Annotated in this window: 21 protein-coding genes and 1 tRNA gene; 17 read left to right on the top strand and 5 right to left on the bottom strand. The window is 72.8% G+C overall.

Going from position 1 to position 26,263, the window contains the following annotated elements; translation table 11 throughout:
- Positions 1-103: 103 nt before the first annotated feature.
- Complete coding sequence (gene rpsA / locus AB7F12_RS22350; protein ID WP_428499325.1) at positions 104-1,573, bottom strand: 30S ribosomal protein S1; 1,470 nt, start codon at positions 1,571-1,573, stop codon at positions 104-106.
- Between the two features lie 325 nt (positions 1,574-1,898).
- Between rpsA and AB7F12_RS22355 the strand changes: the two genes are divergently transcribed.
- The 7 genes from AB7F12_RS22355 to AB7F12_RS22385 all read left to right on the top strand — a co-directional run bounded on the left by AB7F12_RS22355 (position 1,899) and on the right by AB7F12_RS22385 (position 8,964).
- Positions 1,899-2,762 (top strand): class I SAM-dependent methyltransferase, encoded by an 864-nt coding sequence (locus AB7F12_RS22355; protein ID WP_428499324.1) that lies wholly within the window; start codon positions 1,899-1,901, stop codon positions 2,760-2,762.
- A gap of 134 nt (positions 2,763-2,896) precedes the next feature.
- Positions 2,897-3,331 carry a hotdog fold thioesterase gene (locus tag AB7F12_RS22360; RefSeq protein ID WP_428499323.1) on the top strand — a complete coding sequence of 145 codons (435 nt, stop codon included), beginning with the start codon at positions 2,897-2,899 and terminating at the stop codon, positions 3,329-3,331.
- A 219-nt stretch (positions 3,332-3,550) separates the two neighbouring features.
- On the top strand, positions 3,551-4,780 hold the full coding sequence (locus AB7F12_RS22365; RefSeq protein ID WP_428499322.1) for a branched-chain amino acid ABC transporter substrate-binding protein: 1,230 nt from the start codon (positions 3,551-3,553) through the stop codon (positions 4,778-4,780).
- Between the two features lie 93 nt (positions 4,781-4,873).
- Positions 4,874-5,923 carry a branched-chain amino acid ABC transporter permease gene (locus tag AB7F12_RS22370; protein ID WP_428499321.1) on the top strand — a complete coding sequence of 350 codons (1,050 nt, stop codon included), beginning with the start codon at positions 4,874-4,876 and terminating at the stop codon, positions 5,921-5,923.
- Positions 5,920-7,074: a branched-chain amino acid ABC transporter permease gene (locus AB7F12_RS22375; RefSeq protein WP_428499320.1), complete on the top strand. Its 1,155-nt coding sequence runs from the start codon at positions 5,920-5,922 to the stop codon at positions 7,072-7,074. The genes AB7F12_RS22370 and AB7F12_RS22375 overlap by 4 nt, the downstream gene beginning before the upstream one ends.
- A gap of 332 nt (positions 7,075-7,406) precedes the next feature.
- Entirely contained in the window at positions 7,407-8,264 is an 858-nt protein-coding gene (locus AB7F12_RS22380) for an ABC transporter ATP-binding protein (protein ID WP_428499350.1), read from the top strand.
- Positions 8,251-8,964 carry an ABC transporter ATP-binding protein gene (locus tag AB7F12_RS22385; RefSeq protein ID WP_428499319.1) on the top strand — a complete coding sequence of 238 codons (714 nt, stop codon included), beginning with the start codon at positions 8,251-8,253 and terminating at the stop codon, positions 8,962-8,964. Before AB7F12_RS22380 ends, AB7F12_RS22385 begins: the two co-directional genes overlap by 14 nt.
- 66 nt (positions 8,965-9,030) lie before the next feature.
- Here AB7F12_RS22385 and AB7F12_RS22390 read toward each other — a convergent pair whose 3' ends face one another.
- Positions 9,031-9,666 carry an ANTAR domain-containing response regulator gene (locus AB7F12_RS22390; RefSeq protein WP_428499318.1) on the bottom strand — a complete coding sequence of 212 codons (636 nt, stop codon included), beginning with the start codon at positions 9,664-9,666 and terminating at the stop codon, positions 9,031-9,033.
- A 110-nt stretch (positions 9,667-9,776) separates the two neighbouring features.
- Here AB7F12_RS22390 and AB7F12_RS22395 point away from each other — a divergent pair.
- From AB7F12_RS22395 to AB7F12_RS22415, 5 genes are all read left to right on the top strand, one after another.
- Positions 9,777-9,853, top strand: a tRNA-Leu gene (locus AB7F12_RS22395).
- A gap of 557 nt (positions 9,854-10,410) precedes the next feature.
- On the top strand, positions 10,411-11,688 hold the full coding sequence (locus AB7F12_RS22400; RefSeq protein ID WP_428499317.1) for a right-handed parallel beta-helix repeat-containing protein: 1,278 nt from the start codon (positions 10,411-10,413) through the stop codon (positions 11,686-11,688).
- Between the two features lie 361 nt (positions 11,689-12,049).
- Entirely contained in the window at positions 12,050-12,760 is a 711-nt protein-coding gene (locus AB7F12_RS22405) for a response regulator (RefSeq protein ID WP_428499316.1), read from the top strand.
- 26 nt (positions 12,761-12,786) lie between these two features.
- Entirely contained in the window at positions 12,787-15,204 is a 2,418-nt protein-coding gene (locus AB7F12_RS22410; RefSeq protein WP_428516487.1) for a hypothetical protein, read from the top strand.
- Positions 15,191-15,580 (top strand): thioredoxin family protein, encoded by a 390-nt coding sequence (locus AB7F12_RS22415; protein ID WP_428498527.1) that lies wholly within the window; start codon positions 15,191-15,193, stop codon positions 15,578-15,580. Before AB7F12_RS22410 ends, AB7F12_RS22415 begins: the two co-directional genes overlap by 14 nt.
- Positions 15,581-15,733: 153 nt before the next feature.
- On the opposite strand, the gene AB7F12_RS22420 is transcribed toward AB7F12_RS22415, so the two are convergent.
- A complete protein-coding gene (locus tag AB7F12_RS22420) occupies positions 15,734-16,534 on the bottom strand; it encodes an IclR family transcriptional regulator (RefSeq protein WP_428498528.1) in 801 nt (266 codons plus the stop codon).
- 362 nt (positions 16,535-16,896) lie between these two features.
- Here AB7F12_RS22420 and AB7F12_RS22425 point away from each other — a divergent pair, with 362 nt between their 5' ends.
- Genes AB7F12_RS22425 through AB7F12_RS22440 form a run of 4 tightly spaced genes read left to right on the top strand, consistent with a single transcriptional unit; the run spans position 16,897 to position 21,670 of the window.
- Positions 16,897-17,721 (top strand): hydroxypyruvate isomerase family protein, encoded by an 825-nt coding sequence (locus tag AB7F12_RS22425; protein WP_428498529.1) that lies wholly within the window; start codon positions 16,897-16,899, stop codon positions 17,719-17,721.
- Between the two features lie 37 nt (positions 17,722-17,758).
- Entirely contained in the window at positions 17,759-18,652 is an 894-nt protein-coding gene (locus AB7F12_RS22430) for a 2-hydroxy-3-oxopropionate reductase (protein ID WP_428498530.1), read from the top strand.
- Positions 18,653-18,677: 25 nt separating this feature from the next.
- A complete protein-coding gene (gcl, locus tag AB7F12_RS22435; RefSeq protein WP_428498531.1) occupies positions 18,678-20,471 on the top strand; it encodes a glyoxylate carboligase in 1,794 nt (597 codons plus the stop codon).
- Positions 20,471-21,670 (top strand): glycerate kinase, encoded by a 1,200-nt coding sequence (locus tag AB7F12_RS22440; RefSeq protein ID WP_428498532.1) that lies wholly within the window; start codon positions 20,471-20,473, stop codon positions 21,668-21,670. The genes gcl and AB7F12_RS22440 overlap by 1 nt, the downstream gene beginning before the upstream one ends.
- Here AB7F12_RS22440 and AB7F12_RS22445 read toward each other — a convergent pair.
- Both AB7F12_RS22445 and AB7F12_RS22450 read right to left on the bottom strand, forming a co-directional pair.
- Positions 21,637-22,422 (bottom strand): GntR family transcriptional regulator, encoded by a 786-nt coding sequence (locus tag AB7F12_RS22445; protein ID WP_428498533.1) that lies wholly within the window; start codon positions 22,420-22,422, stop codon positions 21,637-21,639. The genes AB7F12_RS22440 and AB7F12_RS22445 overlap by 34 nt on opposite strands.
- Positions 22,419-24,542: an aminodeoxychorismate synthase component I gene (locus AB7F12_RS22450; RefSeq protein WP_428498534.1), complete on the bottom strand. Its 2,124-nt coding sequence runs from the start codon at positions 24,540-24,542 to the stop codon at positions 22,419-22,421. Before AB7F12_RS22450 ends, AB7F12_RS22445 begins: the two co-directional genes overlap by 4 nt.
- A 410-nt stretch (positions 24,543-24,952) precedes the next feature.
- Here AB7F12_RS22450 and AB7F12_RS22455 point away from each other — a divergent pair, with 410 nt between their 5' ends.
- The gene (locus AB7F12_RS22455) at positions 24,953-26,173 is read left to right on the top strand and encodes a L,D-transpeptidase (RefSeq protein ID WP_428498535.1); all 1,221 of its coding nucleotides are present in this window, start codon (positions 24,953-24,955) and stop codon (positions 26,171-26,173) included.
- Positions 26,174-26,263 lie beyond the last annotated feature (90 nt).

Raw genomic sequence — 26,263 nt, forward strand, 5'->3', positions numbered from 1 at the left:
CCGGAGCGTCCCCACCCCACACACGACGGCGGCCCCGGTGATCACGAGGATCACCGGGGCCGCCGGTCCCCACCGGACGGTCACCCGCCCGGCGAGGAGACGATCACGCTCCGCCGGAGAGCTTCTCCCGCAGCGCCGCGAGCTGCTCGTCGCTGGCCAGCGAGCCGCCGGACTCCGCCGGCTCCACACCCTGCGAGGAGTAGTTGGTCGCGCCGCCGTCGGCAGCGGCCTCGGCGTCGGCCTCGGCCGTCTTCTTGATCTGCGCGATGTGCTGCTCGTAGCGCACGTGGGCCTCGGCGTACTCCTTCTCCCAGGCCTCACGCTGCGACTCGAAGCCCTCGCGCCACTCGCCGGAGTCGACGTCGAAGCCCTCGGGGTAGATGTAGTTCCCCTGGTCGTCGTACTCGGCGGCCATGCCGTAGCGGGTCGGGTCGAACTCGGTCTCGGCCGTCATGCCCTCGTTGGCCTGCTTGAGCGACAGCGAGATGCGGCGACGGTCGAGGTCGATGTCGATGACCTTGACCATGGCGTCGTCGCCGACCTGGACGACCTGCTCCGGGATCTCGACGTGGCGCTCGGCCAGCTCCGAGATGTGGACGAGGCCCTCGATGCCCTCCTCGACGCGGACGAACGCGCCGAAGGGGACGAGCTTGGTGACCTTGCCCGGGACGATCTGGCCGATCGCGTGGGTCCGGGCGTACAGGCGCCACGGGTCCTCCTGCGTCGCCTTGAGCGACAGGGAGACACGCTCGCGGTCGAGGTCGACGTCGAGAACCTCGACCGTGACCTCCTGGCCGACCTCGACGACCTCGGAGGGGTGGTCGATGTGCTTCCAGGACAGCTCGGAGACGTGCACCAGACCGTCGACCCCGCCGAGGTCGACGAACGCGCCGAAGTTGACGACCGAGGAGACGACACCCTTGCGCACCTGGCCGCGGGCCAGCTGGTTGAGGAACTCGCTGCGGACCTCGGACTGGGTCTGCTCGAGCCACGCCCGGCGGGACAGGACCACGTTGTTGCGGTTCTTGTCCAGCTCGATGATCTTGGCCTCGATCTTGCGGCCGACGTACGGCTGCAGGTCGCGCACGCGGCGCATCTCGACCAGCGAGGCGGGAAGGAAGCCCCGGAGCCCGATGTCCAGGATCAGGCCGCCCTTGACGACCTCGATGACCGTGCCCTCGACCGGCTCGTCGGCCTCCTTGAGGGCCTCGATCGTGCCCCAGGCGCGCTCGTACTGCGCGCGCTTCTTGGACAGGATCAGCCGGCCTTCCTTGTCCTCCTTCTGGAGGACCAGGGCCTCGACGAACTCGCCGACCTCGACGACCTCTGCGGGGTCGACATCGTGCTTGATCGACAGCTCCCGCGAGGGGATGACGCCCTCGGTCTTGTAGCCGATGTCGAGGAGGACCTCGTCGCGGTCGACCTTGACGATCGTGCCTTCGACGATGTCGCCGTCGTTGAAGTACTTGATCGTCTGGTCGATGGCGGCGAGGAAGTCCTCCTCCGACCCGATGTCGTTGATCGCGACCTGCGGGGTCGTGTGGGTCGGGGCGGCGGTGGTGTCGGTGGACATGTAGTGGGTTGCTCCGGTGCTGGATTTCGGCGTGGTCGTGGTGACCTGGGTCGATGAGTGTCGCTGTGACGTTGTAGCTGTCACCCTTTGAATCGGTGGGTCATGCAGATCATGCTGGATGGTACTGACGCCGCGGTGAGCGGTCCCCGGGCACTGGCCCTGCGGTGTCCGCCGCGTTGACCACGGTCTGTGGTTCATGCTACGCGGCAGCGTGAGATCAGGGCAACGCGGGTCCCCCCGGCGCGGACCGGACTAGCTGGGACGATGTGCCCGTGTGCACTCGACCTCCGGCCGCGGCGGGCCACCTCCCCGATGGTGACGCGCCGTGAGCAGCTCGACGCAGGGTGTGAGCGGGGATGATCATCCGGGGGCGTCGGCCGAAGCGCTGCTCGGCACGGCCGGGATCGCCCGCCGCGAGGTCGGGTCGGCCGAGTCCGAGCGGGCCAGCCGCGCCTGGTGGGACGCCGACGCCGACGACTACCTCGACGAGCACCTCGGCGACATCGGCCAGGTCGACTTCGTGTGGTCCCCCGAGGCGTTGCGCGAGGCCGACGCCCGGCTCCTCGGTGACGTCCGGGGCCGCCGCGTGCTCGAGGTGGGCTGCGGGTCGGCCCCGTGCTCGCGCTGGCTGGCCACCCAGGGCGCCCTCCCCGTCGGCCTCGACCTGTCCGCGGCGATGCTGCGCCACGCCCGGGCGGCCGGGACCGCGACGGGGGTGGTCGTGCCGCTCGTGCAGGCCGGCGCCGAGCACCTGCCCTTCGCCGACGCCTCCTTCGACATCGCGTGCTCGGCCTACGGCGCGGTGCCCTTCGTCGCCGACCCCCGGCAGGTGATGCGGGAGGTCCACCGGGTGCTCGCGCCGGGCGGCCGGTGGGTGTTCGCGGTCAACCACCCGATGCGCTGGGTGTTCCCCGACGACCCCGGCCCCGACGGGCTCGTCGCCGGCCAGTCCTACTTCGACCGCACCCCCTACCTCGAGGTCGACGACGACGGCGCCGCCACCTACGTCGAGCACCACCGCACCATGGGCGACCGGATCCGCGACGTCGTCGCGGCCGGGCTGGTCCTCGACGACGTCGTCGAACCGGAGTGGCCGGAGGGTCACGAGCGGATCTGGGGGCAGTGGTCGCCGTTGCGCGGCAGGCTGTTCCCCGGCACCGCCATCTTCGTGACGCACCGCCCCGCCTGAGCGCGGCGCCGCGCCGGCGGCGCCCGGCGCGGCGGTGCACGACAGGGGCCCGGACGCACCCGGCCCGTTCCGGGGCACCCCCCTGCGCCGACGTCACCACCACCACGGCGCCGCCTCTCGAATAGGGTCCGGCGGTGCCGATCGATCCTGCCGACCTCGCCTCCCTGCCCGGCCCCCACATCGACCCCGCCGAGCTGCTCTCGACCCGGATGGGGATCGAGATCGTGTCGATGTCGCCGGAGGAGGTGGTCGGGCGCATGCCCGTCGCCGGCAACCTGCAGCCGTTCGGCCTGCTGCACGGCGGCGCCAGCGCCGTGCTGGCCGAGTCGCTGGGCTCGACGCTGTCGGCCCTGCACGCCCTGCCCGACCGGTTCCCCGTCGGGCTGGAGCTGGCCTGCACCCACCACCGCGCGGCGACGGGCGGCGTCGTGACAGGCACCGCGCGGCCGCTGCACGTCGGTCGCAGCACCTCCACGTCCGAGATCGTGATCGTCGACGAGCAGGGGCGGCGGACCTGCACGGCCAAGCTGACCTGCCTGCACCGCGACACCCGCCCCGCGGCCGGGTAAGCACGCGCTCCACCTCCGACCCTCCGGAAGCGCACGAGTTCACCCCGAAGAGGTAACGGCAGGCGGGCGTGTCCCGATCACGACTTGGACACAACAGTTCACGGCATTCTGTCCACCTCCGCGGCGCGGGACTACTTTTCGCGGCTATGCCTCGCCCCGATCGGTGGCGGGGCCTCGGCCAGCCTGTCGCCCGGGGGGTGCAGGTGCGAGGAGGTCAACGTGGCTAGAGCAAGGCGCATCGCAACGATCGCGAGCGCGGCGGCACTCGCCGTCGTACTCGCCGGTTGTGCGGCGAACACCGGGTCGGGTGACACCGGGTCGGGGGGCCCGTCCAAGGTCGACGTCCCGGAGGTGACCACCCTTCCGGCGCTGCCCGACGCGGTGAAGCCGGCCGGGAACGGTCAGGCGCAGTGCGCGGCCACCACCACCATCGCGTTCGCCGGTGCGCAGTCCGGCGCCAACGCCCAGCTCGGCATCAACATCCTCAACGGCGCCCAGCTCGCCGTGAACCAGCACAACCAGGCCAACCCCGGCTGCCAGGTGCAGCTCAAGAAGTTCGACACCGAGGGTGACCCGGGCAAGGCGCCCGGCATCGTCACGCAGCTCGTCAGCGAGTCCGCCACCATCGGGGCACTCGGCCTGCCGTTCTCCGGCGAGTCGAAGGCCACCGGCGCGATCTTCGAGCAGGCCGGCCTCGTCCACCTCACCCCGTCGGCGACCAACCCGAGCCTGACCCAGAACGGCTGGACGACCTTCTTCCGCGCCCTGGGCAACGACGCCGTGCAGGGCCCGGCCGCCGCGAAGTTCATCACCGGCAAGCTCGGTGCCAAGAAGGTCTGTGTCATCCAGGACGACTCGGACTACGGGATCGGCCTGGCCAAGACCACGAACGACGCGCTCGGCGCCGTCGCCGCGGACTGCCAGGACAAGGTGACGACCGGGCAGAAGGACTTCTCCACCGTCGCCAACAAGGTGATCGCGGCCAAGCCCGACGCCGTCTTCTACGCCGGCTACTACGCCGAGGGCGCGCCGCTGGACCAGCAGCTCGTCACCAAGGGCTTCACCGGCGCCTTCGTCGGCCCCGACGGCGTGAAGGACGACAAGTTCATCCAGCAGGCGGGCGACGCGTCCAACAACGCGTTCTTCACCTGCCCCTGCGTCCCGGGTGAGCTGCTGCCCGAGTTCGCCGACGCCTACAAGGGCGTCAGCGGCGGCCAGGCCCCCGGCACCTACTCGCTGGAGGGCTACGACTCCGCGACGATCCTGCTCGCGGGCATCGACTCCGGCATCACCGACCGCGCCGGCCTGCTGAACTGGGTCAAGAACTACGACAAGGACGGCTTCAGCAAGCACTTCAAGTGGGACGCCACCGGCGAGCTCGCTGCCACCACCGTCTACGGGTACAAGGTTCAGGCCGGCAAGATCGTCTACGTCGGAACGATCGGCTGACCCTCGTCATTCATCCGCACGACTGCTCACGGGCATGCCCGCCGATGACCTCCACGGTCGTCGGCGGGCATGCCCGTCGCACATGAGGGACGTGTGCCCGTGATCTCGACACTCCTGCTCGCGCAAGGTCACGACCTGCTCGCGCAGAGCCATGGCCTGCTCGCGCAAGGCCCCGACTGGATCAAGTTCGACGTCGACTCGTTCCTGAACCAGTTCTGGAGCGACACCATCGACGGCCTCGCCTACGGCGCGATCTACGCGCTCGTGGCGATGGGCTACACGATGGTCTACGGCGTGCTGCAGTTGATCAACTTCGCGCACTCCGAAGTCTTCATCGTCGGTGCCTACGCAGTGTTCTTCACCCTCTCCGCGCTGGGCTTCGGCACCTCGGCGCCCAACCTGGGCATCGCCGCCCTCATCGGTGACCTGGTCCTCGCGATGCTCGTCGCGATGCTCGTGTCCGGCCTCGTGGCCGTACTGCTCGAACGCGTGGCCTACAGACCGCTGCGCAGACGCAACGCTCCCCGGCTCGCCTTCCTCATCACGGCGATCGGCGCCTCGTTCGCGATCCAGTACGCGATCTTCGCCTGGCGCGGCCCCAACCCCGAGCCCGCGATCATCATGTTCCGCCCGGAGCCCGTCTTCGACATCGGCGGCGTGATCATCACGAGCCAGCAGCTCGTCATCTTCGTGGCGGCGATCGTGCTGATGATCGTCACGGACGTCTTCGTCAACCGGACGCGGCTGGGCCGCGGCCTGCGCGCCGTCGCCCAGGACCCCGACACCGCGACCCTGATGGGGGTCAACAAGGAACGGGTCATCGTGCTGACATTCCTCATCGGCGGCATCCTCGCCGGCGCGGCCGCCCTCTTCTACATGATGCGGGTGCCGGCGGGTGCCCAGTTCAACGGCGGCTTCATCCTCGGGATCAAGGCGTTCGCCGCGGCCGTCCTCGGCGGCATCGGCAACATCCGCGGCGCCCTGCTGGGCGGCCTGCTCCTCGGCGTCATCGGCAACTACGGTGCGACCCTGTTCGGCAACGGGCAGTGGATCGACGTCGTCGCGTTCGTCGTGCTCGTCGCCATCCTGATGATCAGGCCGACCGGCATCCTCGGTGAGTCCCTGGGGAGGGCACGGGTATGACGACCACCTCCGACCGGCCGAAGGCCTCGGGCTCCGCGCCCGCGTCCTCGGACAACGTCTCGTTGCGCGACCGCTGGAACAGCCTCCCCCGCCCGCAGCAGTGGCTCGTGCTGATCCCGGTCGTCGTGCTGATCTACGCGCTGCCGGTGCTCAACCCGCCCCTGCTGACGACGGAGCCGGGCACCAACTTCCCCCTCGCCCTCTTCGATGCCGCCCGGTTCGCGCTCATCGCGATCGGGCTCAACGTCGTCGTCGGGCAGGCCGGCCTGCTCGACCTCGGCTACGTCGGCTTCTTCGCGATCGGCTCCTATGTCGCGGCGCTGCTGACCAGCCCCGACTCCGTGCTGTGGCACATCCCGTACCTGTGGACGCTGCCGCTGGCGATGGTCGTCACCATGTTCTTCGGCCTGGTACTGGGAGGGCCGACGCTGCGACTACGCGGCGACTACCTGGCGATCGTCACACTGGGGTTCGGCGAGATCGTCAGGCTCCTGGCGACGATCGTCGGCCCCCTCAAGGGCCAGGTCGGCTTCCAGAGCGTGGGCAGCCCGCCCGGCACCAACTCCGAGGGCGACCCCATCTTCACGACGTCCAACGGCACCGCCTGGTACTGGCTCGTTGTGACGATCACGATCGCCATCCTCTTCCTGGTCGGCAACCTGGAGCGCAGCCGCGTCGGCCGCGCCTGGGTCGCGATCCGCGAGGACGAGGACGCCGCCGAGATCATGGGCGTCGCCACGATCCGCTTCAAGCTGTGGGCCTTCGTGATCGGAGCGGCCATCGGCGGCCTGTCGGGCGCGTTGTTCGCCGGGCAGGTCGGGTTCGTCAACAACCAGAAGTTCGACGTCCCCACCTCGGTGCTCTTCCTCGCCGCGGTCGTCCTCGGCGGCTCCGGCAACAAGGTCGGTGTGGTGCTGGGCGCGTTCGTCGTGTCCTACATCCCCAACCGCTTCGTCGAGCTCGCCGCCTACAAGTACCTGATCTTCGGCATCGCGCTGATCGTCCTCATGATGTTCCGCCCACAGGGCCTGCTCGGGGCCCGGCAGCGGCTGCTCGCCTACGGCAGGCAGGCGTACCTGCGACTGGTCGGCAGACCCGAACAGGTCAGTTCCGACAGCTCGCTGCGCGGTGAAGGGGAGAAGGCCGGATGACAGACGAGACACGGGCCTCCGGCACCGGCCCCGACCGTCCCGGGAAGCACGCGGCCGACCCGACGTCCGCCGCCACCGCCGCTGCTGCCGCGCCTGACCCGGCGCCGCAGCCGGCCGGGTCGACCGCGGCCGCGGCCGGATCGACGACCGAGGGCCCCACGCACGACGCGGCCCACGACGACGCAGCCGATGACGACGCGGCGGTGACCCTCGACGAACGGGCCCGCGACCAGGCGGTGGCGCGCGCCGACGAACACGCCGACAACCTCGCGGCCGAGGGCCCCGGGCTGGTACCCGACGGCGAGGGCAGCATCGTCGAACAGCTCGCCCAGATGACGCCCGAGGAACTCGCCGAACGCGAGGCCGAGGTCGCCGAGGTCGTCGCACCCGAACGCGAGATCGCGGTCGAGGTCGGCGCCACGCTGCTCGCCATGGATGACGTGACCATGCGCTTCGGCGGTCTCGTCGCGCTCGACTCGGTGTCGTTCGAGATCCGCCGCGGCGAGATCCTCGGCCTCATCGGCCCCAACGGCGCGGGGAAGACGACCTGCTTCAACGCGCTCACCGGCGTCTACCGGCCGACGTCGGGGCGGGTCCTGCTGGAGGGCCAGCCCCTCGGCCGACGGTCGCGCCACCAGATCACCCGGCTCGGCATCGCCCGCACCTTCCAGAACATCCGCCTGTTCGGCGAGATGACCGCGCTGGAGAACGTCGTCGTCGGCGCCGACGCCCGGCACAGGACGAGCGTCGTCGGCGCGCTGCTGCGACTCCCGCGCCACCACCGCGAGGAACGCGCGGCGATCGACCGGGCCATGGCGCTGCTGGAGTTCGTCGGCATCGCCGGCCGCGCCGCCGAGAAGGCCCGCAACCTGCCCTACGGCGACCAGCGGCGCCTGGAGATCGCCCGGGCGCTCGCGACCGAGCCGAAGCTGCTCTGTCTCGACGAGCCCGCCGCGGGGTTCAACCCCGCCGAGAAGGACAACCTCATGGGGTTGATCCGCAAGATCCGCGATGACGGCTACACGGTCCTGCTCATCGAGCACGACATGCGACTGGTCATGGGTGTCACCGACCGGATCGTGGTGCTCGAGTTCGGCCGCAAGATCGCCGAGGGTCTCCCCCACGAGATCCGCGACAACCCCGCCGTCATCGCCGCCTACCTGGGGGTCCCCGACGATGCCACTGCTTGAGCTCGACGCCGTGTCCGCACACTACGGACGGATCCAGGCCCTCCACGACCTCACCCTGCACGTCGACGAGGGCGAGATCGTCACCCTCATCGGGGCGAACGGCGCAGGCAAGACGACCACGATGCGGGTCATCTCCGGGATCCGGCCCGTGTCGTCGGGCACGCTGCGCTTCGACGGCGACGACATCGGATCGCTGCGGGCCGACCTGCGGGTCGTGCGGGGCATCTCGCAGAGCCCCGAAGGTCGCGGCGTGTTCCCCGGCATGACCGTGCTGGAGAACCTCGACATGGGCGCCTACAGCCGCAAGGACCGCAAGACCCTGGCCGAGGAGATGGACCGGGTGTTCGAACTGTTCCCGCGGCTCGCCGAACGCAGGACCCAGGCGGGCGGCACCCTGTCCGGCGGCGAGCAGCAGATGCTCGCCATCGGCCGGGCGCTCATGGCCAAGCCACGGCTGCTGCTGCTCGACGAGCCGTCGATGGGCCTTGCGCCGCAGTTCATCCAGCAGATCTTCCGGATCATCACGGAGATCAACTCGCAGGGCGTGACGGTCCTGCTGGTCGAGCAGAACGCCCAGCAGGCACTGCAGCGCGCGCACCGGGCCTACGTCATCGAGACGGGCCGCATCACCAAGTCGGGCACCGGCGAGGAGCTCCTGGCCGACCCGGCGATCAAGGAGGCGTACCTGGGCGTCGCCTGACGCCGTGCACCTACGACGCCGCCGGGTCCGCGGACCCGGCGGCGTCGTCGTGTCACAGGCCGGTCGTCACCGGGACTCGGCGAGACCGTCGACGACCGCGTCGGCGACCGCCTTCATCGTGGTGCGGCGGTCCATCGCGGTCCGCTGGATCCAACGGAACGCCTCCGGCTCCGTCATCTTCTGCTTCGTCATCAGCAGGCCCTTGGCGCGGTCGACGACCTTCCGGGTCTCGAGACGCTCCGACAGCGTGGCGACCTCGTCCTCGAGGGCGCGCTTCTCGGCGAACCGCGAGACGGCCAACTCGATGGCCGGGACCAGCTCGTGCCGGGCGAACGGCTTCACCAGGTACGCCATGGCGCCGGCGTCGCGGGCCCGCTCGATGAGGTCGCGCTGGCTGAACGCCGTGAGCATGACGACCGGCGCGATCCGCTCCTCGACGATCGTGCCCGCCGCCTCGATGCCGTCCTTCTTGGGCATCTTGATGTCCATGATCACGAGGTCGGGCCGGAGGGCGCGGGCCATCTCGATCGCGGCCTCGCCGTCACCGGCCTCACCGGCGATCTGGTACCCCTCCTCGGAGAGCATCTCCGTGAGGTCGAGCCGGATCAACGCCTCGTCCTCCGCGACGAGCACCCGCCAGCCCGGAGCGGGTCCCGCCGCCTCTGCGGCCTCGTGGCCGTCCTCGGAAACCTGCTGAGCCACCGGGTAACTCCTTCAGCGTGGGGCGATTGCGGAGGGGCAAGGTTATCGGGCTAGGCTTCGAGCCCGGCGAACGATCTCCGTTTCGTGTTCGGAGACACGTCGCCGTGGGCGCCCCCGTAGCCCAATCGGCAGAGGCAGCGGACTCAAAATCCGTCCAGTGTGCGTTCGAGTCGCACCGGGGGCACCACCGTTGGGATCCCGGTTGCGGATCCCGGCGGGGCCGGCACGCGACGCTCCCGCTCGGCTTACTGTCGGGAGCACCTCCGCGTGCGACTCCCGTCCCCCACTGCGGCGCCGGCCCACCGCCACGCCCACGCGGCGCCGGCCCGCCGTCACGGGCCACGCGGCGCCGGCCCGCCGTCACGGGCCATGCCGCGCCGGCAACCGTCACGGGCCACGGCGCGAGGGCCGGTTCGTCCGGGACCGCCGTCGGTGCGCCGGCCGGGGCCGCCGTCGGTGCGCCGGGGCCCCGGCGACGGGCCGGGACGCTGCGTGACGCGGCCGTCACGGTGAATGTGGGCGCGGCGAACGGGCGATCCGCGCGAATCGCGTCCACCTCGCACGATTCCGCCCGACTTCACCCGGACGGCGGCCAACCCGAGGCCGTCCCGCTGCCCGAACCACCCACATGCACCTCATGCGCCTCATCCGTGAACCGACCCTCTGTAACGCCCCGGTCACGGCCGTCGAAGTCACGTGCGCAGTCCCGCTCCCCACGTGACTGAAATGCGGATTGAGAGAGACATGACTTCACATCGAGCAGCCTCCCCTGCGCGCCCGGCCCGCCGACGATGGGCGCCCACCCGTCGGCGGCAGACGTTCGTCGCCGCCGCGGCGCTCGCGATCGGCGCGGGTTTCGCCATCCACGGCGTCGCGTCCGCGGCACCACAGACGCTCAGCGTCGGCGCGACCGGCACGTACAAGACGATCCAGTCGGCGATCAACGCCGCCAAGGCCGGTGACACGGTCGAGGTGTCGGCCGGGACCTACGCGGAGGCGCTGAAGTTCCCGGCCAGTGGCAGCGCCTCCGCCGGGTACATCACGGTGCGCAGCAAGGCCGGCGCGAAGGTCGTCGTCGACGGGAAGAACACCCTCAAGAGCGGCAACGGCCTCGTCAGCCTCGACGGCCGGTCCTACATCAGGATCTCCGGGCTGACGATCACGAACTCCCCGACGCACGGCATCTACGGCAACCAGGCGTCGAACATCCAGATCTCCGACACCGAGGTGTCGAACACCCGCAACGGCGGGCTGGTGCTGCTCAACGGTGCGAACGCCGTGATCGACGGCAACGACGTCCACCACACGAACCAGGCGGGCACGTCGGCGTCGAACGAGGCGATGAGCCTGGTCAACTACGACACCGTCGACATCAGGAACAACGAGGTGCACGACAGCGGCGAGGAGGGCATCGACGTCAAGTACGAGACCCGCAACGCCCTCGTGCACGGCAACCGCGTCTACAACAACCGCGGCCCGAACATCTACGCCGACTCCGTGCACGACGTGAAGATCTTCAACAACGTCGTGAGCGGCGCGACGAACACGTCGAAGCCCGGAATCCTGGTGGCGGTCGAGTCGTACTCGCCGACGAAGCGGCTGTCGAACATCGACATCTACAACAACGTGCTGGTCGGCAATGCGGGCGGCGGCATCGGGCTGTGGAAGGAGGGCGGCGGCACGATGTCGAACATCCGCATCGTGAACAACGTGGCCTGGAACAACAAGCGGGCCGGGATCGTGTTCAGCACCAGCGGTTTCAGCGGCACCAACGTCATCCGCAACAACATCCTGACGGGCAACCCGGCGGCGATCAGCGGGGGCACCGGCGGGTTCACCGTCGACCACAACCTGACCACGGGTGACGCGAAGTTCGTCGACGCGGCAGGCGGCGGCTTCCACCTGCAGGCGGGCTCCCCGGCGATCGACGCGGGCGTGGCGACGTCGGCCCCGACCGTCGACGTCGCGGGCGTGGCCCGGCCCAAGGGCGGCGCGGTGGACCTGGGCGTCTACGAGCGCTGACCGTCGTGGTCGCCGCGATCCCGGGCCGCGCGACTCCCCCGGGTGGTGATCACCGCTCCCGGGACATGGGCGTCTCGGATGACGCTCATGTCCCGGGCTGTCGCCTGTCGGGCGGGTCGGCGGCCCGGCCGTGTCACCAGCGCGGTCGGGCAGCGCTGGTGACACGCTCGCTCGCGGGTGCGCCGCCGCGCGGGTCACCCGCCCGACGCTGCGCCGCACACGAGATGTTCGCGCGTGCAGGTGCACGCCCCGTCACGGCCCGACGTCCCCGGTGACCGGTCGGGCCCGGCGCGCCGCCGCGACCGGCTCGGCGCGTCGCCGACCTGGCGCTGCCGCACGGTTCCCGAGGGTCCCGTTCCGGATGGATCCTCGGTACTTTCACAGCGTCGACGAGGGGGTCGCGGTGGGCAGCATCTCGGTGTTCCTGGTCGACGACCACGAGATCGTCCGCCGCGGTGTCGCGCACCTGCTCGACCGCGAGGACGACGTGACCGTCGTCGGCGAGGCGGCGTCGGCGGCCGAGGCGCTCGCGCGGATGCCCGCGGCGCGCCCGGATGTCGCGATCCTCGACGTGCGGCTCCCCGACGGGGAGGGCATCAGCGTGTGCCGCGACGTCCGGTCGCTGCTCGACCCTCCCCCGGCCTGCCTGATGCTCACCTCGTTCAGCGACGACCAGGCGTTGTTCGGCGCGGTCGTCGCGGGTGCGGCGGGGTACCTGCTCAAGGACGTCGCGGGGGCCGGGCTGGTGGCGGCGGTGCGGACGGCCGCGGCGGGCGGGAGCCTGATCGACCCGGAGACCGCGGCCCGCGCGCTCGAGCGGCTGCGCACGCCCGCCGATCCGCGGTACGAGTCGTTGTCGCCGCAGGAGCGACGCATCCTGGACCTCATCGCTCTGGGGCTGACCAACCGCCAGATCGGCGACGAGCTGTTCCTCGCGGAGAAGACCGTCAAGAACTACGTGTCGTCGCTGCTGCACAAGCTGGGGTTCGCGCGGCGCACGGAGGCGGCGGTGTATGCAGCGGGGCGGCGGCGGTCCGGGCAGCTGCCGCCGAATGACGGGCGCCACGGATAGCCCCGAACGTGGGATCGTCGTCGACCATGGACGCCGACGGAGGGTTCGTCGAGCTGCGCGTGCACGGGGTCGCCGGCACGCCGCCGGCGGTGATGCTGCAGCTCGTCCCGCCGGTGCGGGTCGACCGGCCCGACGACACGGGCAGCGACGCCGACGGGGCGATCTCGGAGTGGCAGCGCCCGCCGCAGCGCCCGGGGCTGCGGGCATGGTCGTGGGGCTCGTTGACCTCGGGTCGGTGGTATCAGGCGTTCTACGTGGTCCTGCTGCCGTTCATGCTGGCCAATGTCGCGGGCTGGGCGTTGCTGGTGGGTCCCGACTCCCCGACGGCGGTGGGGGTGCCGGCGCGCCGCGGTGCCCGGATGCGGGCCGGGGTGCTGCTGGTCCGCGTCGCGGGGCTGCTGGTGACGGTGGTGTTCGTGTTGTGGGCGCAGCTGATCGTCGCCGACCTGGTGGCCTACCAGTGGCTGGTGCGCCGGCTGGGGACGCCGGTGTGGACGGTCGGCGCCGGCCTGCTGGCCGCGACGGGTGTGCTGCTGGTCGTGGTGTGGCTCAGCCGCATCCGGCAGCGGCCGGCGACGCGGCACGTCGATCCGTGGTCGGTGTGGACGGACCCGGCGGGCAGGGTGTCGCTGCACCACGACCAGCGCCCGATGTGGGACAGCCCCGGCATCAACGTGGCGCTGCGGCGGCTGCACCTGGGGGCGGCGCTCGGGGTCGTCGGGCTCATCGGGTCGTGGCCGGGCGCGGGGCGCTCCGGGGTGTGGGAGCTGTTGGGCCGCATCGGGTTCTGGGCGGCGGCTGCCGGGCTGGTGGTGGTCGCGGCGTTGCTGTGCGCGATCAGCCTCGCCGACGGGGCGCCCCGTCACGACGGGGGTGTCCGCGGGCGCGGGCTGCCGCCGGCCGCGCTGGTCCGCTACGGCTCGTGGCCGTTGCCGACGGTCGCGGTCGCGCTGGCGGCGGCGTCGTCAGCGGGGATCACGCCGGCGTGGGTGGCGGCGACACCGTTCCTGCCGGCGGTCCGCGGGTCGGCGCTGTGGCTGACGGCGGGGCTGCTGCTCGTGGTGGCGGCGGTCGCCGTGGCGGGCGGGCCGGGTCGGCGTCGCGACGGCCGAGCCCGGCACGGGGACCTGCGCCGGGCCAACGCGCCCGCGATCCTGCTCATCGCGGCGGCGACGGGGGCCGCGCTGGGGGCCGGGCTCGCCGAGCAGGTCGCGCGGCTGGCCGGCGGCGGTCCGGACGGTGGGCTCGTCGTCGGCGAGGCCGTCGGCTGGATGGCGGTGGCGTTCACGACGATCCTCGCCGCGACCGGGCTCGTCGTCGCGTTCGCGTGGCTGGCGCTGCGGTTCGTCGCGGTGGGCCGGCGGCGGCCGCTGCCCGCGCCGGTGGCGTTGCGCGCGTTGACGATCCACGCGTCGTGGTTGACGGCGCTGCTCGCGGTGCTCGGGGTAGCGGTCGCGGGCACGGGTGTGGGCGCGGCCCTGGCGCGCGGCGAGCTGCCGCCGATCGCGTCGATCCCGCCGGCGGTGTCGACGGGTGTCGTCGTGACGCTCGTGGCGTTGGCGCTGGCCGGGGTCGTCGCGGCGGCCCGGCACCGCCGGTTCGGTCCCGCCGGGTGGGTGGGGCTCGCGCTGGTGGTCGCGGGGGTGGCCGCGCTGGTGGTCGTGGCGCTGCGGGAGGGCTGGTCGGCGCAGCTGCTGGGGGTGCCGGTGCCGCCGCGGAGCTTCGCCGACCTGTCACTGGCGCTGGCCGTCGTGCTGCCGACGCTGGTCCTGCTGCGGCGCATGTACGCGGCGGTCCGCAGCGTCGCGGTGCGCCGGGGCATCGGGGTGCTGTGGGACGTCGGCACGTTCTGGCCGCGCTGGTTCCATCCGCTGGCGCCGCCGACGTACTCCGACCGCGCCGTCACGGGCCTCGCGCAGCGCGTCGCCGCCGGAACCGGCACCGGGGAGCCACTGGTGGTCGCCGCCCACAGCCAGGGCTCGGTCATCGCCGGCACGGCGCTGCTGCTGGCGCCCGCGCCGCTCGGGCCGGTCGCGCTGTTCACGTTCGGCTCGCCCTGGCACCACCTCTACGGCGAGTTCTTCCCGGCGTACTTCGACGCGGCGGCGACGACAGCGCTGGACCGGCGCCTCGGGGGGCGCTGGCGCAACCTGTGGCGCGACACCGACCCGGTCGGCGGGCCGGTCGACGACCTCATCGACGAGCCGGGGGCGCTCTCGGGCGCCGACCCGGGCGTCGACCCCGGTGTCGACCTCGCGCCGCTGCCCGACCCGCACGACCGGGTGCACGGGGACTACTGGTTGGAACCGCAGTACGACGCGGCCGTCGCCAGGCTGGTCCGTGCGGTCCGGCGCGACGAGCGGGCGGCCGTCACACCACGGGGCGGCGACGACGGGGAACAGAACGATCGGTCCGCCCGTTGTGCCACCCATGGCGACAGTTGAACTGACCACCGACAACTTCGACGAGGTCGTCGGCGGGCGCGGCACCGTGTTCGTCGACTTCTGGGCGAGCTGGTGCGGGCCGTGCCGTCAGTTCGGGCCGGTCTTCGAGGAGGCTTCGGAGAAGCACAGCGACATCACGTTCGCGAAGGTCGACACCGAGGCGCAGGTCGAGCTCGCGCAGGCGTTCGGCATCTCGTCGATCCCGACGGTGATGGCGGTGCGCGACGGCCTGGTGATCTACGCCGAGCCCGGTGCGCTGCCGGCGCCCGCGTTCGAGGACCTCATCGGCAAGGTGCGCGAGGTCGACATGGACAAGGTCCGTGAGGCCGTCGCGGAGCAGCAGGCCCAGGCGGGCAGCGGCGAGCCGACCGCCTGACCCGCCACCCGCCCACCCACAGGCCCCGGGACCTCGGTCCCGGGGCCTGTGGCATGTCGGTGGGCCCACGCCCGCGCGTGGTCGGCAGCGGCTGTGGCGCCGCGAGCCGGCCGCGGATCACCGGCGCGGTGTCGCGGGGCCGGTGCCGTGCGGTCAGCCGGCGCGGGCCGGGCCCGGGCGGGGCTCGTCCAGCTCGCCCGCGACGCCCTCGGCGGCGCGCCGCAGGAGGGGAACGGCGCGACGGATGAGGTCGTCGGTCATCCGGGGTGAGGGCCCGGAGATGGAGAACGCGGCTCGCGGGGCGCGGCCGGGGACCGCGACGGCGACGCAGCGGACGCCGATCTCCTGCTCCTCGTTGTCGACGGAGTAACCCGTCTCGCGGATCCTCGCGAGCTCGGCGTGGAAGCCGTCGAGGGTCACGATGGTGTGGCTGGTCTGCGGCGTCATCACCGAGCCGCGGACGATCACGTCGGCCTGCTCGGGGGGCATCAGCGCGAGCATCGCCTTGCCGACGGCCGTGCAGTGCACCTGGGCGCGCCTGCCGACCTCGGTGAACATCCGCATCGAGTGGGTGCCGGGCACCTGCGCGGTGTAGACGACGTGGTCGCCGTCGAGCATCGCGAGGTTGGCGCTCTCACCGATCTCGTCGACGAGGTCGCGCAGGTAGGGCATCGCCCAGGTGCCGAGGAGCCGGGAGGCGTGCTCGCCGAGCCGCATCAGCCGTGGGCCGAGGGCGTACTCGCGCGAGGGCTGCTGCCGTACGTAACCGAGGTCGACGAGGGTGCGCACGAGCCGGTGGATGGTGGGCAGCGGCAGGCCGAGACGGGTGGCGAGCTGCGAGAGCCCGGCCGTGCCGCCCAGATCGCTCATCGCCTCGAGCAGCTCGAAGGTCCGCTCGACCGACTGCACGCGACCGCTGCCGCGCTCGGTCGCCGGTTCGGTCTGTCTCGACATCTTCCATCCCGCCTGTCGCCGCGCCGTCGCCGGACCGGCCGGCGGCGCGAGCCGTCTTCCGCCATCCGGAATGATACGCACCCGCCCGGTACGGGCCGTCCCCGCTGAGCGGCGTCGCCGCCGGAGACCCACCGCCGGACCGGGCGCCGCTCCCGCATCGTGACCTGTCGATGCCCGGTCGGGGTGCGCCCCGACCTCGCCGATCGCGGCCACACACACCCCTTGAACGCCAACGCCTGCGCAGCCGCAGGCCCCTGTTCCCACTGGTCGAGGGTTTGACACGTCTCCCTGCCCGCCCTTACAGTTCCCGCATCACAGAAGTTGTCTTCCGCAATACGGAAAGTCTGGAGGATCGGCGGATCATGGCCTTCCCCGCGATGCGCTACCTGCCCAACTGCTCGCTGCTGTTCGCCGAGCTCCCGCTCCTGCAGCGGCCCGCCGCCGCCAAGGCGGCCGGGTTCGACGCGGTCGAGTTCTGGTGGCCCTTCGCCGAGGCCGCCCCCGCCGACGCCGAGGTCGACGCGTTCGTCACCGCGATCACCGACGCGGGCGTCGCCCTGGTCGGCCTGAACTTCTTCGGCGGCGACCTGGCCGGGCCGGACGCCGGCGTGCTGTCCATCCCCTCGCGGGCGGGCGAGTGGCGCGACAACGTCGCCGTCGCCGCGTCGATCGCGCAGCGGCTCGACGTGCGCGGCCTCAACGCGCTCTACGGCATCCGCGTCGACGAGGCGACCCCCGCCGAGCAGGACGAGCTCGCCGTCGAGAACCTGGTGCTCGCCGCGAAGGCCGTCGAGGCCACCGGCGCCACCGTGCTGGTCGAGCCGCTGTCCGGCCCGAAGCCCTACCCGCTGCGTACCGCCGCCGACGCCGTGCGGGTCCTCGACGGGGTACGGGCCGGCGGCGTCGACAACGTCGGCCTCCTGTTCGACCTGTTCCACCTGGCCGGCAACGGCGACGACCTCGACGCCGCGATCACCGCCCACTTCGGCGACATCGCCCACGTCCAGATCGCCGACGTACCCGGCCGCGGCGAGCCCGGCTCGGGCGACCTGGACCTGGCGGACCGGCTGCAGACCCTGCAGGACAAGGGCTACGACGGCTGGGTCTCGCTGGAGTACAAGCCCTCGACCGGCGACACCGCCGCGAGCCTCGACTGGCTGCCGCGCTCGATGCGTGGCGCCGCCTGACCACCCCCACCTCGTACGGAAGCGGAGCGAAGCGAACATGAGCACCACGACCACCGTCGCGTTCATCGGCCTCGGCATCATGGGCAGGCCGATGTCGGTCAACCTCGTCGCGGCCGGTTTCGACGTCGTCGGTTACAACCTGAGCCCCGAGCCGATCGAGGCCCTCGTCGCCGCCGGGGGCCGTGGCGCGGGCAGCATCGCCGAGGCTGTCAAGGGCGCCGACGTCATCGCCGTCATGGTCCCCGACTCCCCCGACGTCGAAGAGGTCCTGACCGGTGCCGACGGCGTGTTCGACAACGCCTCCGCGGGCGCGCTCGTCATCGACTTCTCCACGATCCTGCCCGACGTGTCGCGGCGCATGGCCGAGCTGGGCGCCGCGCGTGGCCTGCGCGTCCTGGACGCACCGGTCTCCGGTGGCGAGGCCGGCGCCGTCGAGGGCGTCCTGTCGATCATGGTCGGCGGTGAGCCCGACGTGTTCGAGGCCGCCCGGCCGGTCCTCGACGCCGTCGGCAGGACCGTCGTGCTCGTCGGCCCCGCGGGCTCTGGGCAGACCGTCAAGGCCGCCAACCAGCTGATCGTCGCGGGCAACATCGAGCTGCTCGCCGAGGCGATCGTCTTCCTCGAGGCGCACGGCGTCGACACCGAGGCGGGCGTCAAGGTCCTCGGCGGCGGGCTGGCCGGCAGCACCGTACTGGAGCGCAAGGCGGCGAACATGCTCAACCGCGACTTCGCCCCGGGTTTCCGCATCGCCCTGCACCACAAGGACATGAAGATCGTGACCGACGCCGCGCGCGCCGCCGGCGTGGTGATCCCGCTCGGGTCGCACGTCGCGCAGCTCGTCGCGTCGCTCGACGCGCGGGGCCACGGCGGGCTCGACCACTCCGCACTGTTCACGACCGTCGAAGAGCTCTCCGGCCGCGCCGGCCGCTGATCCCGACCCCTCGAGAGGACACGTCATGGCTCGCATGAGAACCGTCGACGCGGCGGTCGCGATCCTGCGCCGCGAAGGCATCACGCACCTGTTCGGCCTGCCGGGCGCCGCGATCAACCCCTTCTACTCGGCGGTCCGCGCCGACGGGGCGCTGCGCCACACCCTGGCCCGCCACGTCGAGGGCGCGGCCCACATGGCCGAGGGCTTCACCCGCGCCGCGCCGGGGAACATCGGCGTCTGCGTCGGCACCTCCGGCCCCGCCGGCACCGACATGATCACCGGCCTGTACTCCGCCGCCGCGGACTCGATCCCGATCCTGTGCCTCACCGGCCAGGCGCCGGTGGCGAAGCTGCACAAGGAGGACTTCCAGGCCGTCGACATCGCCTCGATCGCCGCGCCGCTCACCAAGATGGCGGTGACCGTCCTCGAACCGGCGCAGGTCCCGGGCGTGTTCGCGCAGGCGTTCCACCTGATGCGCTCCGGTCGTCCCGGGCCGGTCCTGATCGACCTGCCCATCGACGTCCAGCTCGCCGAGATCGAGTTCGACATCGACTGCTACGAGCCGCTGCCGGTCTACAAGCCGGCCGCGACCCGGGCCCAGGTCGAGAAGGCCCTCGACATGCTGGCCGCGGCCGAGCGCCCGGTCGTCGTCGCCGGCGGCGGCATCATCAACGCCGACGCCGCCGACCTGCTCGTCGAGTTCGCCGAGCTGACCGGCACCCCCGTCGTCCCGACCCTCATGGGCTGGGGCTCGATCCCCGACGACCACCCGCTCATGGCCGGTATGGCGGGTATCCAGACCTCGCACCGCTACGGCAACGCGACCATGCTCGCGGCGGACTTCGTGCTCGGGATCGGCAACCGGTGGGCCAACCGCCACACCGGTGACCTCGACACCTACACCGCGGGCCGCACGTTCGTCCACGTCGACATCGAGCCGACCCAGATCGGCCGCGTCTTCGCCCCCGACCTCGGCATCGTCTCCGACGCGGGGGCCGCCCTCGAACTGTTCGTCGAGGTCGCCCGCGAACGGGCCGCCGGTGCGGGCCTGCCCGACCGGTCCGCCTGGGCGGGCGAGTGCGCCCACCGCAAGGCCACGATGCTGCGCAAGACCCACTACGACCAGGTGCCGGTCAAGCCGCACCGGGTCTACGAGGAGATGAACCGGGCGTTCGGGCCCGACACCCGCTACGTCACGACCATCGGCCTGTCGCAGATCGCGGCCGCGCAGCTGCTGCACGTCTACAAGCCGCGCAACTGGATCAACGCCGGCCAGGCGGGCCCCCTGGGCTGGACCGTCCCGGCGGCACTGGGTGTCGTGGCCGCCGACCCGGCGCAGCACGTCGTCGGCATCTCCGGCGACTACGACTTCCAGTTCATGATCGAGGAGCTGGCCGTCGGGGCGCAGTTCAACCTGCCCTACGTCCAGGTGCTGGTGAACAACGCCTACCTCGGCCTCATCCGGCAGGCGCAGCGCAACTTCGACATGGACTTCTGCGTCCAGCTCTCGTTCGACAACATCAACGCCGACGACGACGCCCTGCCCGGCCTCAAGGGCTACGGCGTCGACCACGTCAAGGTCGCCGAGGGCCTGGGCTGCAAGGCGATCCGCGTCTTCGAGCCCGACGCCATCGCGCCCGCCCTCGTCGAGGCCCGCCGGCTGGCCGACGAGCACAAGGTCCCGGTCGTCGTCGAGATCGTGCTCGAGCGGGTCACGAACATCGCCATGGGTTCGGCGCTGGACAACATGACCGAGTTCGACGGCGCCACCTCCGACATCGCCGAGGCGCCGACCAGCGTCGTCGCCCGGACACGCTGATGCGTGTCGTCGTCGCCCCGGACAAGTTCAAGGGCTCCCTGACCGCCGTCGAGGTGGCCGGGCACGTCCGGGCGGGTCTGCGCGCGGCCGCCCCGGCGGTCGACGTCGTCGCCCTGCCGGTGGCCGACGGCGGCGACGGCACCGTCGACGTGGCACTCGCCGCAGGGTTCCGTGCCGTGCCGGTCACGGCGTCGGGCCCCACCGGCGAGCCCGTCCGGACCCGCTGGGCGCGTCGCGGCGACGTGGCGATCGTCGAGATGGCCACCGTCTGCGGCCTGACGCGGCTTCCCGACGGCGTCGCAGACCCGTTGTGCGCCAGCAGCATCGGCCTCGGGGAGGCCGTCGGTGCGGCGCTGGCGGCCGGCTGCACGCGGATCGTGCTCGCGATCGGCGGCAGCGCCAGCACCGACGGCGGCGCCGGGATGCTCGCCGCGCTCGGCGCTGTCGTCGTCGACGCCGACGGCAGACCGCTACGACTCGGCGGGGCCGCGCTCGTCGGCGCCGCGTCGCTGGACCTGACGGGGCTCGACCCCCGGCTCGCGGACGTCGACATCGTCGTGGCCTGCGACGTCGACAACCCGCTGTGCGGTCCGAACGGGGCCGCCGCGGTGTACGGGCCGCAGAAGGGCGCGACCCGCGCCGACGTCGCGACCCTCGACGCGGCGCTCGGCCACTGGGCCGACCTGGTCGCCGAGGCGACCGGCTCCGACCACCGTGACGACGCCGGTGCCGGCGCCGCCGGTGGGGTCTCGTTCGCGGCGTGCGCCGTGCTCGGGGCGACCCTGCGGCCGGGCATCGACATCGTGCTCGACCTGCTGCGGTTCGACGAGCACCTCGCCGGCGCCGACCTCGTCGTCACCGGGGAGGGCGCGCTCGACGAGCAGACCCTCGCCGGCAAGGCCCCCGCCGGGGTCGCCGCCGCGGCCCGCGCGGCCGGGGTCCCCGTCGTCGCCGTCACCGGCCACACCACGCTCTCACCCGAGCGGCTCGCGGCGGCCGGGTTCGAGAGGGCCTACGCCCTCACCGACCTCGAGCCCGACGTCGCGCGCTGCATCGCCGTGGCCGGCCCGCTCCTGGAGAAGCTGTCGCGCGACGTCGCCGCCGACCGGCTCCCCCCGGGCCGTCCCCGGCTGACCACCGCCCCGGCGCCCGGACCGGCCGGGCGTCAGATCGAGTCGTCGACGGGGCCGAACCGGTAGCCGTTGCGCGCGGAGAACTGTGCGGTCACGGCGAACCGGTCGCCGCGGACCAGCGTGTGGCGCCACTCGACGGCGCGCAGCCCCACCTTGCCGAGCCGTTCGATCGAGAACGCGGCCACGCCCACCGGGATGCCGAGCAGCTCCCGCTCCGACGCCACCGGCACCACCGCGCGGATGTGCTCCTCGCCCCCGGACAGCCGCACCCCGCACCGCTCGGCGTACTCGTCGTAGAGGGCGGTGTGGGTGAAGTCGACGTCGAGCAGCGGCGCGGCCAGCGACTCCGGCAACCACACCCGGTCGACCGCCAGCGGCGAGCTCCCGGCGAGGCGCAGCCGCTCCAGGTACACCAGCGGCGTCGACTCCTCCAGACCCATCCGGGCCGCGACCACCCCGTCGGCGCGCACGTCGAGGGTGCGCACGACACTGCGCTGGCGCAGGCCCGTCGACTCCACGGACGCGAAGAGGCTGTAGAGCGCGCCGAGGGGCTGCTCGATCTCGACCGGGTCGGCCAGCCGTGGCGCCCGCCCACGGGCGGCGACGACGGTGCCCTCGTCGCGCAGCCGGCGCAGCGCCTCCCGGACGGTGTGGCGGCTGACGCCGTACTCGGCGACGAGCGCGAGCTCGCCGGGGAACGCGGCGGCGAACGCCCCGTCGCGCAGCCGTCGGCGCAGGTCGCCCAGCAGCTGCGACCACAGCGGCTCGGCGAGGGTGCGGTCGAGCGGAGCGGCCGCGAGCTCGCCGGTCGCGTTCATGCCGTGCCCCTCCCGCGGCCCGGTCTCTCCGCGCCCGTCCGGGTGCACGCTACCTGCGCGGTGCCGGCGACGTGGCCTGCGGTGACCAGGTCGGCGAGTGCGACGGTGAGCGGTGCCGGCCCGTCCCACCCCACGACACCCGCGACGGCGCGGACCCACTCGACGCGCACCGCGTTGCACAGCAGCATGCCGTCGGCGGCGGCGAGCTCGTCGAGACCGACCGGGACCAGGTCGTAGCCGACGCGCAGGGAGTCCAGCGCGTCGAGGACGGCCTGCCGCGCGGTGCCGGGCAGCAGCCTGCCGTCGAGCGGCGGCGTGGCGAGCCGCCCGTCGCGCACGACGGCGACGCACGCCCGCGTCGCCTCCAGGACCGAGCCGTCGGTGCCGACGAGCAGCGGCACGGTCCCGGCCGGGACCGTGCCTTCGAGCTGGTCGAGCCAGGCGCGGTCGGCGAACTTGTGCGGCAGACCGCCCGGCACGGCGACCGGGGTGAGGACGACGCCGGGCTGGTCGACGGGCGGCACGGGCACCTCGGTCGGGGTGACGACGGCGCGCACCTCGCCGGGACGGTCGGGCCGGGCGTCGACCCGGACCCGGGCGTACCCGGGGGTCGCGGCAGCCGCGCCGCGGACGGCGGCGGGGACGTCGGCGCGCAGCGGGACACCGTAGAGCTCCCAGAACGACCGGTGCAGCCGGCGCAGGTGGTCGGCGAGGCGTCGCGGCTCACCGTCGACGACGAGCAGCGTCTCGAAGATCCCCTGGGCGGGGTCGGCGACGCCGGCGCCGGGCGGCCCGGCGTCGGCGCCCGCACCCGTCGGCAGGGTGGCCCCCAGTACCCGCAGCAGCGGCGCCGCCTTGGTGAGGCACTCGCGCCACTCCTCCGCGGGCGAGGAGTCGACGGTGACGCCCCCGCCCACCCCGAGGTGGGCGCGCCCGTCGGGCAGCACCTCGAGCGTCCGGATCGTGACGGCCAGCTCCAGGCCGGCCAGCGGCGAGGCGTACCCCATGGCCCCGGTGAACAGCCCGCGCCGCACCGGTTCGCGGTCCTCGATGATCTCGACGGCCCGGATCTTCGGCGCCCCCGTCACCGAGCCGGGCGGGAACGCGGCGGCGAGCAGCTCACCGTCGCCCACCCCCGGCGCCAGCTCGCCGCGGACCTCCGACACGAGGTGCCACACCCCGGGGTGCGGCTCGACGGCGAGCAGCCGCGGCACGGTCACGGTGCCGGTCGCGCAGACCCGGGACAGGTCGTTGCGCATCAGGTCGACGATCATGACGTTCTCGGCGGCGTCCTTGGCCGACGAGGCCAGGGCGGCACGTTCGCGCTCGTCGGTGGCCGACCCGGTGCGCGGGCGGGTGCCCTTGATCGGCTCGGTGCGCACCGTCGTCCCCGCGCGGTGCAGGAACACCTCGGGGCTCGCGCCGACGGCGGTGCAGCGGGGGTCGGCGACGAACCCGGCCCGGGCGGGGCCGAGGGCCTCCCCCAGCCGCGCCCACGCGTCGGCGGGTGAGCCGTGCAGCCGCAGGTCGAGGCGGGTGGCGATGTTGGCCTGGTAGATCTCGCCGCGCCGGATGGCCTGGACGCAGTGCTCGACGGCCGCGACGTGCTGCGCCCGGTCCGGGACGCGGGTCACCTCCAGCCGCGCGGCGTCGAGGCCCGCCGGGCGCAGCAGGTCCGCGACGAGGGCGTCGCGGCGCAGGTCGGCGGCCGCGGCGTCGAAGGACGGGCCGAGCAGGGCCTCGTACCACCAGCGGGTGCCGTCGTGGCGGAGCACGTCGCGGTACCAGGCCAGCGACCACGCAGGCACCTCGTCGCCCTGCGGGTCCGGCGCTCCGGCGTGGAACGCGAGGTAGCCGAACCAGCCACCGCCGACGGCACCGCGCTCGGCGACGTCGACCGACACCGCGGGCACCTCCCCCAGCAGCGCGAACGGGTCCGCATCGGGCGGGGGCGCGGGCCCGGCCGGGTCGCACGTCACCAGCGCCCCCCGCGACCAGCGGCCCGACCACGCCGTCACCCGGCTGCGGTGGGCGAGCCTGCGGACGGCGTCGAACACCGACAGGGCGTCGAGCGCCTCGGGAAGGGGACGGGCGTGCAACCGCAGGACCGTCTCGCCCATCGGACCCTCCACTCGCCTGCCGGACGGCCCCGGACGGGCGACCCGGGCACGGCCCGGCGACCCCGGACGAGTCCGCCGACGGCCGCGCACGCCCATTCTCCACCGCCCGTCCGGTGACACGACACGGCAGGGGGCCGCCGTCCACGTCCCCGAACGGAGCACCGACCACCCGGTCGGGTGGACCGCCGATCCGGCGGTAACGCCGCTTCGGGGACAGACCGATACGACCATCGGAGTGATCTCCGGAAGGCAACCGAAACGCAACCCGAACAGGGCGTTCCCGGGGCGTCGGCCTGCGATCATCTTCCGGCGGACCGCCCGGGCCGGCGGTCGCGGTGACGACGTCTGCCGCGACACGACCGGGCGTGGGGGAACGACGAGGGGGATCGGCCGTGGCCGAGCGTGCACGAATGACCGGGGGACGACCCGTCGGCAGCGACCGGCGGCCTGCGTCGCTGATCGCGGGCCTGATCGCCGCGCTGGTGGCGATGGTGCTCGTGAGCGGCTGCGCCACAGCAGCCGCCCGGGCCACCCACGAGCAGCGGCAGGCGCAGCAGAGCGCACCCGTCGTGCCCGCGTCGCTGTCGCCCGCCGACGGCGCCGCCGACGTCTCGCCCCGCGCGGCCGTGAAGGTTGACGGCGGGTCCGGCACGCTGCGCGACGTCGCGCTGACCAACGCGAAGGGCGTCGCCGTCACCGGCGCGCTCGCGCCCGACGGCACGCAGTGGGCAGCCACCGAGCCGCTGGGCTACGGCGGCACCTACACGTGGTCGGGCACCGCGGTCGCCGCCGACGGCACCACCACCCCGCTCACGGGCTCCTTCACGACGGTCACGCCGACGCGCACCGTCAGGGCCACCACCAACATCGGCGACGGTGCGACGGTCGGCGTCGCCGCGCCGATCGAGGTCCAGTTCCACCGCGACCTCGACCAGGACGCCAAGGCGGCCGTGGAGAAGTCGTTGACGGTGACGACGTCGGTGCCCGTCGAGGGCGCCTGGGCCTGGCTGCCCGACGACGAGCAGGGCTCCCGGGTGCACTGGCGTCCCAGGCAGTACTGGCCCGCCGGCACGCAGGTGCGGATGACCGCCGCCGTCTACGGCGTCGACATGGGCTCCGCCGGCTACGGCGCCGCCGACCTGAGCAGCGAGTTCACGATCGGCCGCAGCCAGGTCGTCAAGGCCGACGTCACCAGCCACCGGATCGTCGTGATCCGCGACGGGCAGCAGGTGCTCGACCTCCCCGCCTCCTACGGCCTGGAGACCGACCCGAACCGCGTCACCCGCAGCGGCACGCACATCGTGATGGGCAAGGCCGAGACCGTGCTGATGACCAACCTGGCCTACGGCTACGAGAACCTGCCGGAGAAGTGGGCGGTGCGGATCTCCAACAACGGCGAGTTCATCCACGCCAACCCGGCCTCGGTCGGGGCCCAGGGCAACCGCAACATCACCCACGGCTGCATCAACCTGTCGCTGAAGAACGCCAAGACCTACTACGACACGGCGATGTTCGGCGACCCGGTCGAGGTCACGGGCAGCAGCGTGACGCTCTCGGCGGCCGACGGCGACATCTACGACTGGGCGATCGACTGGAGCACCTGGCAGTCGATGTCGGCCCTGTCGAGCTGACCCTGTCGAGCTGACCCTGCCGAACACCCTGTGAGCGGCGGTTCCCGGCGAATCCACCCTGATCGGCCCGGCGGGCCGGGCACCTGCGCA

It is taken from the genome of Pseudonocardia sp. (genome assembly GCF_050250275.1).
Taxonomy (GTDB): domain Bacteria; phylum Actinomycetota; class Actinomycetes; order Mycobacteriales; family Pseudonocardiaceae; genus Pseudonocardia.